This is a genomic window from Micromonospora sp. NPDC004336 (assembly GCF_053602615.1).
Map to the genome: position 1 here is coordinate 24,947 of NZ_JBSGDY010000051.1, position 13,636 is coordinate 38,582.

13 protein-coding genes are annotated in these 13,636 nt (G+C 75.4%); 4 read left to right on the forward strand and 9 right to left on the reverse strand.

Annotated features, from left to right (window positions below):
• Window positions 1–35: 35 nt before the first annotated feature.
• Window positions 36–737 carry a DUF305 domain-containing protein gene (locus tag ACWENR_RS13790; protein WP_452277338.1) on the reverse strand — a complete coding sequence of 234 codons (702 nt, stop codon included), beginning with the start codon at window positions 735–737 and terminating at the stop codon, window positions 36–38.
• A gap of 138 nt (window positions 738–875) precedes the next feature.
• On the opposite strand from ACWENR_RS13790, the gene ACWENR_RS13795 reads away from it, so the two are divergent.
• Window positions 876–2,330 (forward strand): LVIVD repeat-containing protein, encoded by a 1,455-nt coding sequence (locus ACWENR_RS13795; protein WP_452277339.1) that lies wholly within the window; start codon window positions 876–878, stop codon window positions 2,328–2,330.
• 207 nt (window positions 2,331–2,537) lie between these two features.
• Here ACWENR_RS13795 and ACWENR_RS13800 read toward each other — a convergent pair whose 3' ends face one another.
• On the reverse strand, window positions 2,538–3,545 hold the full coding sequence (locus tag ACWENR_RS13800) for a linear amide C-N hydrolase (RefSeq protein WP_452277340.1): 1,008 nt from the start codon (window positions 3,543–3,545) through the stop codon (window positions 2,538–2,540).
• Window positions 3,546–3,626: 81 nt separating this feature from the next.
• The gene (locus ACWENR_RS13805; RefSeq protein WP_452277341.1) at window positions 3,627–4,559 is read right to left on the reverse strand and encodes a PfkB family carbohydrate kinase; all 933 of its coding nucleotides are present in this window, start codon (window positions 4,557–4,559) and stop codon (window positions 3,627–3,629) included.
• Window positions 4,560–4,686: 127 nt separating this feature from the next.
• Between ACWENR_RS13805 and ACWENR_RS13810 the strand changes: the two genes are divergently transcribed.
• On the forward strand, window positions 4,687–5,409 hold the full coding sequence (locus tag ACWENR_RS13810; RefSeq protein WP_452277342.1) for a hypothetical protein: 723 nt from the start codon (window positions 4,687–4,689) through the stop codon (window positions 5,407–5,409).
• On the forward strand, window positions 5,406–5,750 hold the full coding sequence (locus ACWENR_RS13815; RefSeq protein WP_452277343.1) for a winged helix-turn-helix domain-containing protein: 345 nt from the start codon (window positions 5,406–5,408) through the stop codon (window positions 5,748–5,750). The genes ACWENR_RS13810 and ACWENR_RS13815 overlap by 4 nt, the downstream gene beginning before the upstream one ends.
• A gap of 184 nt (window positions 5,751–5,934) precedes the next feature.
• Here ACWENR_RS13815 and ACWENR_RS13820 read toward each other — a convergent pair whose 3' ends face one another.
• The 6 genes from ACWENR_RS13820 to ACWENR_RS13845 form a co-directional block, all read right to left on the reverse strand.
• Entirely contained in the window at window positions 5,935–6,765 is an 831-nt protein-coding gene (locus ACWENR_RS13820) for a MerR family transcriptional regulator (protein WP_452277344.1), read from the reverse strand.
• A 55-nt stretch (window positions 6,766–6,820) separates the two neighbouring features.
• A complete protein-coding gene (locus ACWENR_RS13825) occupies window positions 6,821–8,431 on the reverse strand; it encodes an asparagine synthetase B family protein (RefSeq protein WP_452277345.1) in 1,611 nt (536 codons plus the stop codon).
• Window positions 8,432–8,435: 4 nt separating this feature from the next.
• Window positions 8,436–9,395 (reverse strand): DUF5715 family protein, encoded by a 960-nt coding sequence (locus ACWENR_RS13830; protein WP_452277346.1) that lies wholly within the window; start codon window positions 9,393–9,395, stop codon window positions 8,436–8,438.
• Window positions 9,396–9,535: 140 nt separating this feature from the next.
• A complete protein-coding gene (locus tag ACWENR_RS13835; protein WP_452277347.1) occupies window positions 9,536–10,330 on the reverse strand; it encodes an isocitrate lyase/PEP mutase family protein in 795 nt (264 codons plus the stop codon).
• A complete protein-coding gene (locus ACWENR_RS13840; protein WP_452277348.1) occupies window positions 10,327–11,343 on the reverse strand; it encodes a cytochrome P450 in 1,017 nt (338 codons plus the stop codon). The genes ACWENR_RS13835 and ACWENR_RS13840 overlap by 4 nt, the downstream gene beginning before the upstream one ends.
• Window positions 11,344–11,423: 80 nt before the next feature.
• The gene (locus ACWENR_RS13845; protein ID WP_452277349.1) at window positions 11,424–12,170 is read right to left on the reverse strand and encodes an ArsR/SmtB family transcription factor; all 747 of its coding nucleotides are present in this window, start codon (window positions 12,168–12,170) and stop codon (window positions 11,424–11,426) included.
• Between the two features lie 130 nt (window positions 12,171–12,300).
• On the opposite strand from ACWENR_RS13845, the gene ACWENR_RS13850 reads away from it, so the two are divergent.
• Window positions 12,301–13,636: family 43 glycosylhydrolase (locus ACWENR_RS13850; RefSeq protein ID WP_452277350.1), on the forward strand; the 1,336-nt coding region annotated here is incomplete at its 3' end.

A 13,636-nucleotide genomic window follows, 5' to 3' on the forward strand; every position in this document is an offset into this window, starting at 1 on the left:
CCCCCGCAGCGCGCGGGCGGGCCGCCGGGCCGGGGTCAGGGGGCCAGCACGTCGCGCATCCGGTCGATCTCCACGGTCTGCTCGGTGGCCACGGAGTTGGCGAACTCGGACAGGGTGAGGTCGGAGCCGACCCCGAGCAGGTCGGTGGCCATCTGCACCGCGCCCCGGTGGTGTTCGCTCATCATCGCGACGAAGAGCCGGTCGAACTCGGCGCCCCGGGCCGCGGCGAGCCGACGCATCGCCTCGGGCGACTGCATGCCCCGCATGCTGCCGTGGTCGTGCCCCGGCACGTCGGTGGTGAGCCCCCGGGCCTGCAGCCAGCCGCGCATCATGCCGATCTCGGGGCCCTGGCTGGCCCTGATCCGCGCGGCGAGGGCGCGCAGGTCGGGGTCGGCGGCGCGGTCGGGGGCCAGTTCGGCCATCTCCAGGGCCTGGGCGTGGTGCGGGATCATCATCCGGACGAACCAGACGTCCATCGAGTTGTGCCGGGACGCGGCGACGCCGCGCAGCTCCTCGGCGGGACGGACCGCGGCGGTCTCGCCCGGACGGCCCGGCACGATGACGGCGGGGCGCCCGGGATCGACCGGGGCGGCGGCCGAGGCCGAGGCGGGGGCGGCGGCCGGTCGCGCGGCGGGCGCGGTCGGCTCCTCGCCGGACCGGGACAGGACGACGGCGCCGACCGACACCACGAGCACGGATGTGACGACGGCCAGGATCCGCGCGCGCCGGTTGGTCATGGGCCACTCCCCCCGGTAGAGGTCATGGCGATCGTATCCATTGACGGAGAGCCTGACATGTGACCCAGGTCACATCGATGACCCTCATCGGGCGGTAAGGTGTCGACAATCGTCATCCCCTTGCGAAGGGCCTCGCCGATGATCAGATTCCGCACCCCGCGGGCCCGACGGCTCACCACCGTGAGCATCGCCGCGGCCGGCCTCCTCCTCGCCAGCGTCGCCACCGCCCCGGCGGGCAACGCCGGGGTGGCGACGGGTTCCGCCCCGTCCGGCACAGTGGACACCACCAACACCATCCCCGGCGTCGACGAGATCGTCAGCAGCCCCAACCTGCGGCAGGTCGCCAACCTGCCGAAGCAGGCCCCGCTGGACGCCACCAACAGCGACCTCGCCTTCCAGGGCCGCTACGCCTTCGCGGGCAACTACAACGGGTTCGTCATCTACGACATCTCCCGGCCGACCGCGCCGACGGTCGTGTCGCAGGTGTACTGCCCCGGCTCGCAGAACGACATCTCCGTCTACGACGACCTGCTGTTCCTCTCCACCGACTCCCCCCGCAGCGACGACTCGTGCAACAGCACCGGCACGTCCGCGACGATCAAGGAGTCGTGGGAGGGCATCAAGGTCTTCGACATCAGCGACAAGGCCAACCCGCGCTACGTCAAGGCGGTCGAGACGGCCTGCGGCTCGCACACCCACACCCTCGTGCCCGCCAGGACGCGCGGGACGGTCTACCTGTACGTCTCCTCGTACAGCCCGCGGGCCGAGTTCCCCGACTGCCAGCCGCCGCACGACTCCATCTCCATCGTCAAGGTGCCGCTGAAGAAGCCCACCGACGCGGCGGTCGTGGCCACCCCGAACCTCTTCCCCGAAGACGGCGGCTACGAGGGCCACCCCGGCGCCTCGGCGACCACCGGCTGCCACGACATCACGGCCTACCCGGAGAAGAACCTGGCCGCCGGCGCCTGCATGGGTGACGGCATCCTGATGGACATCTCCAACCGGGAGGCCCCACGGGTCATCAACCGGGTCCGGGACACGGTCAACTTCGCGTTCTGGCACTCGGCCACGTTCAACAACACCGGCACCAAGGTCGTCTTCACCGACGAGCTGGGCGGCGGCGGCGCGGCCACCTGCAACGAGACCGTCGGCCCCGACCGGGGCGCCGACGCCGTCTACGACATCACCGGTCGCGGTGACGCCCGCAAGATGGTCTTCCGCAGCTACTACAAGATCCCCCGCAACAACGCCGACACCGAGAACTGCGTGGCGCACAACGGCTCGCTGATCCCGGTGCTCGGGCGCGACATCATGGTCCAGGCGTGGTACCAGGGCGGCATCTCGGTCTGGGACTTCACCGACTCCGCCAACCCCAAGGAGATCGCCTTCTGGGAGCGGGGCCCGCTGTCGGCCGACCGGCTGACCGGCGGTGGCTCCTGGTCCGCGTACTACTACAACGGCTACATCTACTCAAACGACATGCAGAAGGGCTTCGACGTCCTGAAGCTGACCGACTGGCGGACCTGGACGGCGAACCTCGTCCGCTACCGCGAGCTGAACGTGCAGACCCAGCCCAGCTACCTGAGCTGGTAGTCGCACACCGCACCGACGGGCCCGGCCCCCACCCGCGGGGGCCGGGCCCGCCCGCATTCCAGGGCCCGCCCGCGTTCCGCCCGACCGCCGGACCGTCGCCGCCGGTCGGCCCGTCGCTCCGCCAGGGGACACATTGTCGCCGCGCACGGGCGACCACGGGACCCACGCCGGGGCCGTCGGGCGGGTGCCCGGGCGAGGGCGGGCGGGTCAGCTCGTCGGGAGCTGGTAGCGCCGCTCGCCGCCGCCGGTCGCGGTGGTCAGCCGGACCTCGCCGCTGCGCAGGCCGTACGTGACCGACCAGCGGGTGTGCGACTGGCGTACGTCGTTGAGGATCTCGAACGCCGCCGGGGCGTCCACCGTGCCGCCCGCCCGGTCGAGCGCGGCGGCGATCACGCCGTACCGGTGGTCGGCGCGGCGGCGCTGCTCGTCGACCCCGACGACCGGCACGTTGGTCAGCGCCCGCCAGCCGCCGCGGCCCTTGTCGACCGACATCTTCCCGTCGACGAACTCGACCACGGCCGAGGCGCCGGTCGCGTCGGCGAGCAGGTAGTGCAGGGGCGGGCCGTCGGTGAAGTCGAGGTTGTGCCGCTCGAAGACGGCCACCGCCTCGTCCACCGTGGCCGCCTGGTCGAGCACCAGGCGCTGGATGCGGACCGACCCGACGGTGGCCCTGCCCGGCACGGGGACGGCCCGCGCGCCGTCGTCGGCGGCCAGCCCGATCGCGAGACCCCGCTCGTTCATCCCGTCGAACGGCAGCAGCGGCGCGTTGAGCAGCCGCCGGTCGCCGGTCGGGTCGGGGCCCACCCCGAGGTAGGACATGTCCACCACCGAGATCGAGGCGTACCCGTCCGGCGGGTCGGTGCGCAGCACCATCGCCGGGTTGGCGTCCCAGTCGAAGTTGCGGGCGAACAGGGGCCGGGCCGGGTCGCCGGTGGCGGCGAAGAGGGAGCACCCGAACGCCTTCGCCGGGCGCGCGTCGGTGCCGACCGTCGCGTCGTACGCCCCGACGTAGGTCATCTCGTACAGCGGCAGGTCGTTCACCTTGCGCAGGCTGGCCAGGGTCTTCTCGACCTGGTCGGGGTCCTGCCGCGAGGCGCTGGGCGTGCCGGCCGGCGTCGCCGCCCCCGGCGGCGCGGTCGGCCCGGGCTCCGCGCCGGAGCAGGCGGTCACGGCGAGCAGCAGGGCGACACCGGCGCCCAGGAGAGTCCTCCGCATATCTTCCGGACGCTAGGGCAGGAATCGAGGGTTGTCCACCGGCCGATCGGTCGCCCCCGCCCGGCGTACGGCGCGCGGCGGTCAGCCGGCGGGAATCCGCGCGAGCTGCTCCCGGATCGCCTCGTCGGTCAGCGCGGGGCGGCCGCCCGGGTGGCCGACGGTGGCGCCGGCGGCGGCCACGGCGTACCGGGCCACCCGGTCCCGGGGCTCACCGCGCAGCAGGCCGAGGGTCAGCGCGGCGACGAACGCGTCGCCGGCGCCGGTGTCGTCCACGGTGGGCGTCTCGCTCAGCGGCAGGAACAGCTCGCCCTCCGGCCAGACGAACGCGTTGCCCCGCCCCGCGACCTCGATCGCCAGCAGGGACGGGCCGCGCCGCAGCAGCTTGCGTCCGGCGGCGAGCCCGCCCTCGGCGTCGCGCGGCGCGTCGCCGGTGATCAGCTCGACCTCCTGCGCGTCGGCGCGCAGCACGTCGGCGAGGGCCAGCAGCTCGTCGGCGTCGGCCGGGTCGGTCGGGGCGCCGTCGAGCACCACCAGCCGGCCGGCCTCCCGGGCGGTCCGGGCCGCGACCAGGGCCGCCCCCGCCGGCTGCTGCAACTGCACCAGGGCGGCCCGCGCGGCGCGCAGCGCGTCGGCGGCCCCGGCCACGTCGTCCGGGCCGAGCAGCGTGGCCTCGGGCAGGTCCTCGAGGTAGCGCCAGCGGGCGGCGGCGTCGACCACGTCGACGATGAGCCCGGTCGGGGTGCCGGGCCGGCGCAGCACCCGCTCCACGTCGATGCCGTCGGCCCGCGCCTGCGCCAGCAGCCGCTCCCCCACCTCGTCGTCGCCGACCACGCCGAGCAGCCCGACCGACGCGCCGAGCTGGGCGAGGCCGACGGCCTGGTTGGCCCCCTTGCCGCCGAGCAGCTCGCGGCGGCGGCGCACCGGCGCGCTGCCGCCGGCCTCCGGCACCTCGTCGACCAGCAGCACCAGGTCACGGGCGACCTGCCCGACCACCATCACGTCCAGCTCCGCCATGGTCCCGGTGTTACCCCGCGCCGGGCCCGGCACTCCTCGACGCAGGCACCGGGCCTTGTGGACGGAGCCGCCGCCGCCTACGCTTTGTGAAACAAAGTGTTCTCTTGTGCAGAGCAGAGGTGGACCGATGGACCCCGACCCGACCGCAGAGGCCGAACGCACCCTGACCGAGCTCCACCGGCTCCGCGACCGCACCGCCCGCCGGGCGCACGGCGGCGCCTGGCTGCCCGCCGCCGCGGTGGGGGTGCTGCTGCTGGCCAGCGCCGCCCTCTACGAGGCGCCCTTCGCCCCGCTGGACGCGATCGACGCGGAGCACCCCTTCTGGGCCGGGCTGCCCGACCAGCAGCGGCAGCCGGTGCTCTCCTACGTCTACTGGTTCGCCGGCATCCCGCTGCTGTTCGCCGGCAGCGCCGGGTGGTACCGCTGGCGCGCCCGCCGGCTCGGCGTACGGGTGGCGTGGCCGGCCTTCGTCGGCACCGGGCTCGGCGTGCTGGCCCTGCTGGCGGTGATCGCGGCGGTGCCCACCCGGCCGGCGCCGGACGGCCTGACCGTGGCGGCCGGCCCGTACTGGTCGGGCCTGCTCTCCCCGTTGCTGCCCCTCGCGGCGACGGTCCTCGTGCTGGGCTGGGCCGAACGCAGCCGCGGCCTGGTCGCCGCGGGGCTGTGGATCGTCCTGCTCGCCGGGTGGCTCTGCACGACGTACCCGCTGGGCACCATCCCGGCCTGGGCGCTGGGCGCCGACTCCCTCGGTGGTCAACTCGGCCTGCGGCCGGGCCACTATCTTGTCCTGATGGCCCTGCCCCTGCTCGCCGTGTCGGCCGCCCGCCTGGCCACGGCCCGCCGCGCGTGAGCGACCAGCAGCCCCCGCACCCGGCGACGGCCCTCGACGACGTCGTCCACCAGCGGGTGCGGCTCGGCATCCTCACCGTGTTGAGCGAGACCCGCGAATGCCGCTTCGCCACCCTGCGCGACGAGCTCGGGCTGACCGACGGCAACCTCAACCGGCACCTGAGGATCCTGGAGCAGGCCGGGCTGCTCCAGGTGACCAAGGGCTACGAGGGCCGCCGACCGTGCACCTGGCTGCGCCTGACCCGACAGGGCCGCGCGGCGCTACGCGCGGAGGTCACCGCGCTGGAGCAGCTGGTCGACCGGATCCGGGCCGCCACCGACCGGCCGGACGCCGGCTCCTGACACCACGGGCGGCACCGCAACCCGAACTGGGACCCGAAGAGCGACCCGGCCACCGGCAGCCGCCCCGCGCTCGCCCGACGGGTGCCGGGCGGTCAGGCACCCGTCGGTCACGCGCGAGCGCCGGCGGTCCGGCACCCCGTCGGTGAAACTCAAGCGTCGGCGGTCCGGCACCCGGCGGCGGCGCTCAGGCCGAACGGACCGGCAGTTGCAGCTCGGTGACGCCGTTCTCCGGGTCGTCCTGGCAGTAGTCGAGGTAGACCTCGCGGGCGAACCCGTCCGCCCGGTAGCCGTGCTCCTCGATCCAGCGGGCCAGCACCGCCATGCTCCGCTCGACCTCGTCCATCGGGCCGCGGTGCACGATCGTCGCCGCGGCGTCCACCGCCGGCAGGTCGACCACGGCCACGTCGGCCGCCGGGCCGGGATCGCCCGCGACGGTCACCCCGGCGTGCACGACGACCGCCTCGCCGTCGGCCTCCCCCGCCGGGGCGTACCAGGCGATTCCCGGCCCGCTCGGCTGGATCCCGGCGGCGGCCAGCCGGCGGAACAGCTCGGGATAGAGCGGCTGGATCACCGGGCCGACGTCCGGCGTCTGGTAGCTGCGGGCGGTGGCGCTCAACTCCGCCAGGCGGACCGGCGGGAGCTGCTTGAGTACGACGTCCTCGGTGGTCATCCGACCCTCCGTCTCGATCATCCGGAGCCGCGCCCCGATCGCCGCCAGGCGGGCGGTGTCCGCCGCCACCTGCGCCTCCAGTTGCGCCCGGCGCAGCCGCAGCATGCCACGCAGCTCGGCGACGTCGACGACGTCGTCCAGGATGGCCTGGACCTGGGCCAGGGTGAGGCCCAGCTCCTTGAGGGCGATCACCCGGTTGAGCCGGCGCAGCTGGTCGGCGGTGTAGTACCGGTAGCCGGTGTGCGGGTCGACCGAGGCCGGGCGGAGCAGTCCGATGCTGTCGTAGTGGCGCAGCATCCGCACCGACACCCGGCCCAGTCGGGCGAAGTCTCCGATGGTGAACATGGCCCCCCTACGGTCGACGGTGACACCGTGTCAGAGTCAACCCCGGGGCGGCACCTCACCCCGGCAGCGGCGCCTCGTCACCCCGGGTGCGGCGCGGGCCGACCAGCCGGCGCACCATCGGCGCGGCGTTCCACTTCGCCGCGCCCACCAGGTCCCGGGCGTGCTCCAGGACGGTGTAGTCGGGCCGGGCCCGGCCGGCCGCCAGCGCCCGGTCGAGGTCGTTGCCGCAGCGGGTCAGCACGCTGTCGAAGTCGCGGCGCACCGGTTCGAGCAGGTCGTAGCCGAACGAGCGGTGCAGCCGGGCGAAGAGCGGCTTGTACAGCCGGGCCCGCTCGTGCAGGCCCGACGAGTACGACATCGGGTTCTTCGGCCGGCGCCGCACGTAGTCGGGCAGCAGGTCGGCGAAGGCCCGCCGGACGATCCACTTCTCCTGGCCCTCGCGCATCTTCAGCCCGATGGGCAGCCGCATCGCCAGCTCCACCAGGCTCAGGTCGAGGAACGGCACGCGGGCCTCCACCCCGTGCCCCATGCTGGCCCGGTCGACGCGCTGCAACTCCGTACGGCAGAGGTTGCGGATCTTGTGCAGGAAGAGCCGGCGGGACGCCTCGGGGCCGACCTCGTGGTACATCGGGTAGCCGCCGAACAGCTCGTCGGAGCCGTCCCCGGTGAGCACCACCTTGACGCCCAGCTCGCGCAGCCGGCGGAACAGCGGCACGGAGACCACGGCGTTGATGATGTCGCCGTACTCGGTCAGCTCCGAGATCCGGATGGCCTCCCGGATGTCGGCCAGCCGGATGTCGCGGGGGCGCAGCTCGACCACCTCGTGCGGCACGCCCAGGTCCCGCGCCAGCCGCCGCGCGTACGCCACGTCGGGGCTGTCCGGCACGCCCACGGTGACCGCCACGCAGTCGGGGTGCATCTCGCGCACGTGCAGCAGGGCCAGCGAGCTGTCCAGCCCGCCGGAGAGCACCACCCCGACGGTCAGGTCGGTGTCGACGCGCATCCGGATGCTGTCGGTGAGGGCGGCACGGACGAGCAGGGCGGCCTCGTCCGGGTCGTCCACCACCGGCAGCCCGTCGCCGAGGGAGAGCAGGTCGACGTACGCGCGCAGCCGGACCGACCCGTCGGGCTCGGCCCAGCCGTGGTGCCCGGGCGGCACCTCGGCGATCGGGGCGCGGTGCCCGACGAGGGCCTTCACCTCGCTGGCGACGTGCAGGCAGCCGGGCGTGCGGGCCCAGTACAGCGGCTTGACGCCGAGCGGGTCCCGGACCAGGTAGGCCCGGCCGGTGGCCCGTTCCACGACGGCGAAGGCGTACTCGCCGCGCAGCCGGGTCACCATGCCCTCGCCCCAGCGCAGGAACGCCGCGAGCACCACCTCGGTGTCGCTGGCGCTGCGGAAGCGGTGCCCCAGCCGGACGAGCTCGGCGCGCAGCTCGTGGTGGTTGAAGACCTCGCCGTTGTAGCAGAGCAGCCACCGCTCGTCGGCGGAGGCCCACGGCTGCACGGCGCGGTCGCGGTCCACGATCGGCAGCCGGCGGGTGCCGGTGAGCAGGCCGTTCTCGTAGCGGGTCTCGGTGACCTCGCCGCGCGGGGCGAGGGTGGCGAGCATCCGCCGGAAGGTCGTCGGGTCGGCCTCGGGGCCAAGGCTCAACGCGATGCCGCACATCGGCTCAGACCCCCATCTCGGCTTCGTACGCCCGGCGCAGCCGACGGACCGCGGTGGGCGCGAGACACAGGTGCCACGCCTGCCCCTCGTCTACGACGTTGACCTCGCCGGCCTGCTGCCGGGCCAGCAGCAGCTCGGCGAGGGTCTCCCGGGCGCCGAAGCGGTCGAACCACTCCAGCTCGACGTCGACGGCCCAACCCAGGCAGTGCCCGCTGGGCACCATTGCCGCGTACCCGAGGCGGCGCAGCCGGTGCTGGTGCTCGGCGCTGCGCACGAGGCTGGTCACCCACAGCGGCGGGGTGGCCGACGGGGTGTTGGCGGCGAACTCGCGGCCGATGTCGTTGAGCAGCGCCACGACCTCCCGCCGGGCCCGGCGGAACCGCAGCCCGGCGGTGCGTGGCGTGGCGGCGGGCCGCAGCCGCCGGGAGGCCGCCCGCAGCCCCCGCCCGAGCAGCGTCCTCGGCTGCTCCGTGTAGCGGAAGCGCAGCAGGTCGCGGCGGCGCAGCCACTCCAGGTCCACCAGGTCGGGGCTGGCGTCGACCTGGGCGTCGGTGCCGAAGGTGGGGGCATCGCGCCACCACATGACGTCGACGCGGGAGAGCAGGTAGATCCGGACCAGCGCGGTGAGGTCGGCGGCGGAGCTGCGCGGGTTGGGCTGGTAGCGGGCCATCTCCAGCAGCAGCGTCTCGCGGGCGCCGACGAGCCCCTGCGGGGTGGCGTCGAGCACGGCGGCGATGGCGGGCTCGCGCAGCCGGTCGTCGATCAGCACCTGCCGGGCCGCCGTGCAGGGCGCTCCGGCGAGCGCGCCGACCTCGACCAGCAGGTCGGCCACGGCGGCCCGGTAGGCGTCGAGGTCCGGCGCGGCGGGACGGGGCGGCGTACCGGGCGCGCGTCGACGCGTCCGGGCGGCGGGAGTGACGGAGGGACCGGGCCGCTGTCCCGGACTTCGGCTGGGCACTCGCATGGTCGGGTCCTCTCTCCCGTCACGACATCACTGTGTGCATCGCCCTGGGCACACCGTAATCAGGCGTGACGGGATGAGTCCGAACAATCCTCTTATCTCCTCCTAATGACTGGCCGTCGGGCTCGGCCGGGCACGAACCGCTACGGCCGGGACGCCTCGCTCAGCCCCTGCACCTCGGCGTACGAGGGCGGTTCCGGCTGCGCCGCGCCGCCGGCCCCGACGGCGTCCAGGGTGTCCAGGGCGGCGCCGAGCGCGGCCCGGAAGAGCAGCGATCCCGTGCTCACCCGGGCCACGCCGAGCGCCCCCAGCTCGGCGAGGCTGGGCCCGCCCGGCTGGTGCAGCACGTTCAGGGGCAGGTCGATGCCGGCGACGAGCGCCGCGATCGTCCCGGTGTCCGGCGCCGCGGGCACGAAGATGCCGTCGGCGCCGGCGGCCGCGTAGGCGCGCGCCCGGGCGAGGGTCTGCGGCAGCGGGTCGGGCGTGCCGAGCCACCACGTGTCGGTGCGGGCGTTGACGAACAGGTCGGGCACCGCGGCCTTGACGGCGGCCACCTTCGCCGCCGTCAGCTCCATCGGGTCGAGGGTGCCGTCGGCGCGCCCGTCCTCGATGTTGATCCCGACCACGCCGAGGTCGGCCAGCTCGGCCGCCAGGTCGGCGACGGCCGCCGGGTCGTCGTCGCAGCCCCCCTCCACGTCGACGCTGAGCAGCACCGGGAGCCGGCGCAGCGACCGGGCCAGCCGGACGTTCTCGTCCCGGGTGGCCGCCGCCGCGTCCGGCAGGCCGGCGGCGGCCGCGACCCCGAGGCTGGTGGTGCCGACCGCCTGATGTCCGCGCGCGACGAACGCGGCGGCGCTGGCGTGGTCCCAGGCGTTGGGCAGCAGCAGCGGTCGGTCGGCGTGGTGCAGGGCGTGGAAGGCGGCGCAGCGCTCGTTCATCGGATTTCCACCTCGATACTCGTCGGGACGCGCAGCAGCGCGTGTGGTTCATGATCCACCGGAGCGGCCACGCTCCGGCAGCGGTCGCGCAGCACCTGCACCACCCCGGCGGCCAGGGCCAGGGCGTGCCGCTCGCCGGGGCAGCCGCGCGGCCCCGCGCCGAAGGTCAGGGCCGCGCCGGGCCGGCCGGGCGCGAACCGGTCCGGGTCGGCGTGCACGGCGGCATCCCGGTTGGCGGCGTCGAAGCGCAGCAGCACCGCGTCGCCCACCGCCAGGTCGTGGCCGGCCAGCCGCGTCGGCGCGACCGCGACCCGCCGGGTCCCGCGTACCGACGGGTCGAGCCGGAGCACCTCGGCGAGCAGGTCGTCGGTCGACACGGCCTCGGGCAGCGCCAGGCCGTGGCGGGTCGCGGCGCCGATCAGCCCGGCGGTGGCGTCGCACGCCTGCACCAGCAGCCCGATCCGGTTCGCCACCGCCTCGGGCGGGCCCGGCGGCGTGATCGCGAGCAGCGCCGAGACCGCCTGGTCGGCCGCCGCGACCCGCGCCGCGTCGGCGCCGGGGTGGTAGGCCGCCGCCACGGCGGTCACCGCCGGCACGGCCGCCGCCGGATCGGTGAGCCCGAGCCGCGCCGCCAGCACCCGCAGGGGTACGTGGCGCGCGAGCGCGGACATCACGTCCAGCCGGTCGTCGGCGCGGTCGAGCACCTCCCCGGCCAGCCGGGCCGCGGCGGCACGCAGCTCGTCGTGGTCGACCGGGGCCAGCGCGGCGACCCCGGCGGCCCGGCGGGTCGGGTGCCGGTGCGGGGCGCTGAACCGGCTGACGGTGCCGCGCAGCCAGGCCAGCGTGCCGGGCGCTCCGTCCGGGGCGACGGGAACCTGGCAGGCCGGGTCGGTGAGCACCGCCCGCACGTCGGCGTGCCGCGTCACCGTCCAGCCGGAGTCGGGATGGTGGGTGGGCGGGCCGCACGGCGGGGTGCCGGGCGCGGGCGGAATGACGAGGTGGTCGATGGTCACCCGACGACGGTAGGGCCGCGATTCTTCGGTGGCCGCCGAAACGTCCGCCACCACGACTCGGTGCGGGCAATGGGTGACGGTCAGGCGCGGCCGCCGCCGGTGTCCGGCGCCGCGTCCGGGGCGAGGTCGGCCGGGGCGATGCCGAGCGCGGCGGCCAGCGCCGGGCCGCCCGCCGGGGTGAGCCGGATCGACCGGCCGCCGCCCCGGGTCAGCCAGCCCGCGTCGAGGAACCGGTCGCACAGCGCCGCGCCCAGCGCGCCGGCCAGGTGCGCGCGCCGCTCGGTCCAGTCCAGGCAGTCGCGCACGAGGGGGCGGCGGGCGGCCCGCAGCGGTGCCACGGGCACCCCCAGCTCGTCCAGCCAGCCCAGGCCGGCCGGGGTCAGCGCCAGCCCACCGGCGCCGTCGAGCAGCCCCCGCGCGAGCAGCCGGTCGCGCAGCAGCACCCCGAGGCGGCCGGCGAGGTGGTCGTAGCAGGTGCGGGCGTACGCCAGGGCGGCGCCGGCGCGGACGGCGCGCAGCGAGCGGGCCGGCTCCGGCCGACCGGGCGCGTGGCCGGCCAGGTCCTCGACGAGTTGGGCGACCGAGGGGTTGGCGAGCCGGAGGTAGCGGTGCCTCCCCTGCCGCTCCTCCACCAGCAGGCCGCCCCGGACCAGGCGGGTGAGGTGGTCGCTGGCCGTGGAGGGGGCCACGCCGGCGAGCCGGGCCAACTCCCCGGCCGTCCACGCCCGGCCGTCGAGCAGGGCCAGGCAGATGGTGGCGCGGGTGTCGTCGGCGAGCAGGGTGGCGAGCCGGGCCAGGGCCCTGCCGTCAGCGGCGGTGGTTGTCACCGCCCCATGCTGGCACGGACACCTTGCGGTGCCCACCGAAGGTTTCGCCGAGCCTTTACAACGTTGTATCCAACGTTGTAGAAACGGTTCCACTGATCCTGGTCGACATCTCCCACCCGAGGCAGGTCTGATGGGACATCTCCGCCGCGCCGGAGCGCTCGCCGCCGTCGTCGCCCTGGTCCTGGCCGGGACGGCGTCCGCGCCGGCCGCCGCCGCACCCGACTCCCGCTACCGCAACCCGGTGTCCGCCGGGTTCGCCGACACCTTCGCCGACCCCGTGATCGTCCGGGGTGAGGACGGCTTCTGGTACGCGTACGGCACCACCGACCCGCTGCGCGAGGGCGAGGGGACGGTCCACCGGGTGCCCACCGCGCGCTCGGCCGACCTGGTGGACTGGACGTACGTCGGGGACGCCTTCGGGGCCGACCAGCGCCCCGCCTACGCGGCGCCCGGCGCCGGCTTCTGGGCCCCCGACGTGCGCCGGGTCGGCGACCGCTGGGTCATGTACGTCACCGTCACCGACACCACCGCCTCCCCCGACGGCGGCGACTTCGCCGTCGGCGCGGCCACCGCGCCCACCCCGACCGGCCCGTGGACCTTCGCCGACGAACCCGTGGTCGCGCCCCGCCCCGGCGGTGGCGGCGGCTGGCTGTGGACCATCGACCCCAGCCAGTTCACCGACGTCGACGGCAGGCACTACCTCTACTACGGCAGCTACTACGGCGGCATCTCGGTCACCGAGCTCTCCGCCGACGGGCTGCGCGCCGTCGGCACGCCGACCCTGGTCGCCGTCGACAACAAGTTCGAGGGCAGCTACGTGCTGCGCCGCGACGGCTGGTACTACCTGTTCGCCTCCACCGCGAACTGCTGCGCCGGCCCGGCCACCGGCTACTCCGTCCACGTCGGCCGGTCCCGCGACCCGCGCGGCCCGTTCGTCGACCGCGACGGCATCCCGCTGACCGCGTCCCGGGCCGGCGGCACCCCCGTGCTCGCCCAGAACGGCAACCGCTGGATCGGCACCGGCCACAACGGCTTCCTCACCGACCTGTCCGGCCAGGACTGGATCGTCTACCACGCCATCGACCGGGCCGACCCCTACCTGGACGAGCCGTTCGGCGTCAACGAACGGCCGATGCTGCTCGACCGCCTCGACTGGCTCGACGGCTGGCCGACCGTGAACGTCGGCGCCGGCCCGTCGGACGGCGCGCGGCCCGCACCCGTCACCACGGGCCGGGTGGACGAACGCTTCGACGCCGGCCTCGCCGGCTGGCGGGGCACCGCCGGCGACTGGCGCGTCACCGACGGCCGACTCACCGGCGCCGGCACGCTGACCAGCCGTACGACACTCGGCGGGGACGTGCGCGCGGAGGCCGACCTGCGGCCCGCCGCCGCCGGGACGGCCGGGCTCACCCTCGGCGACCGGGTGTCGGTGCGGGTCGACACCGCCGCCGGCCGGCTGGTCGCCC

Excerpts from the sequence above, each read along its gene's own strand:
- ACWENR_RS13790 (WP_452277338.1), bottom strand. The coding sequence starts at position 737 with ATGACCAACCGGCGCGCGCGGATCCTGGCCGTCGTCACATCCGTGCTC.
- ACWENR_RS13795 (WP_452277339.1), top strand. The coding sequence starts at position 876 with ATGATCAGATTCCGCACCCCGCGGGCCCGACGGCTCACCACCGTGAGC.
- ACWENR_RS13800 (WP_452277340.1), bottom strand. The coding sequence starts at position 3,545 with ATGCGGAGGACTCTCCTGGGCGCCGGTGTCGCCCTGCTGCTCGCCGTG.
- ACWENR_RS13805 (WP_452277341.1), bottom strand. The coding sequence starts at position 4,559 with ATGGCGGAGCTGGACGTGATGGTGGTCGGGCAGGTCGCCCGTGACCTG.
- ACWENR_RS13810 (WP_452277342.1), top strand. The coding sequence starts at position 4,687 with ATGGACCCCGACCCGACCGCAGAGGCCGAACGCACCCTGACCGAGCTC.
- ACWENR_RS13820 (WP_452277344.1), bottom strand. The coding sequence starts at position 6,765 with ATGTTCACCATCGGAGACTTCGCCCGACTGGGCCGGGTGTCGGTGCGG.
- ACWENR_RS13825 (WP_452277345.1), bottom strand. The coding sequence starts at position 8,431 with ATGTGCGGCATCGCGTTGAGCCTTGGCCCCGAGGCCGACCCGACGACC.
- ACWENR_RS13830 (WP_452277346.1), bottom strand. The coding sequence starts at position 9,395 with ATGCGAGTGCCCAGCCGAAGTCCGGGACAGCGGCCCGGTCCCTCCGTC.
- ACWENR_RS13835 (WP_452277347.1), bottom strand. The coding sequence starts at position 10,330 with ATGAACGAGCGCTGCGCCGCCTTCCACGCCCTGCACCACGCCGACCGA.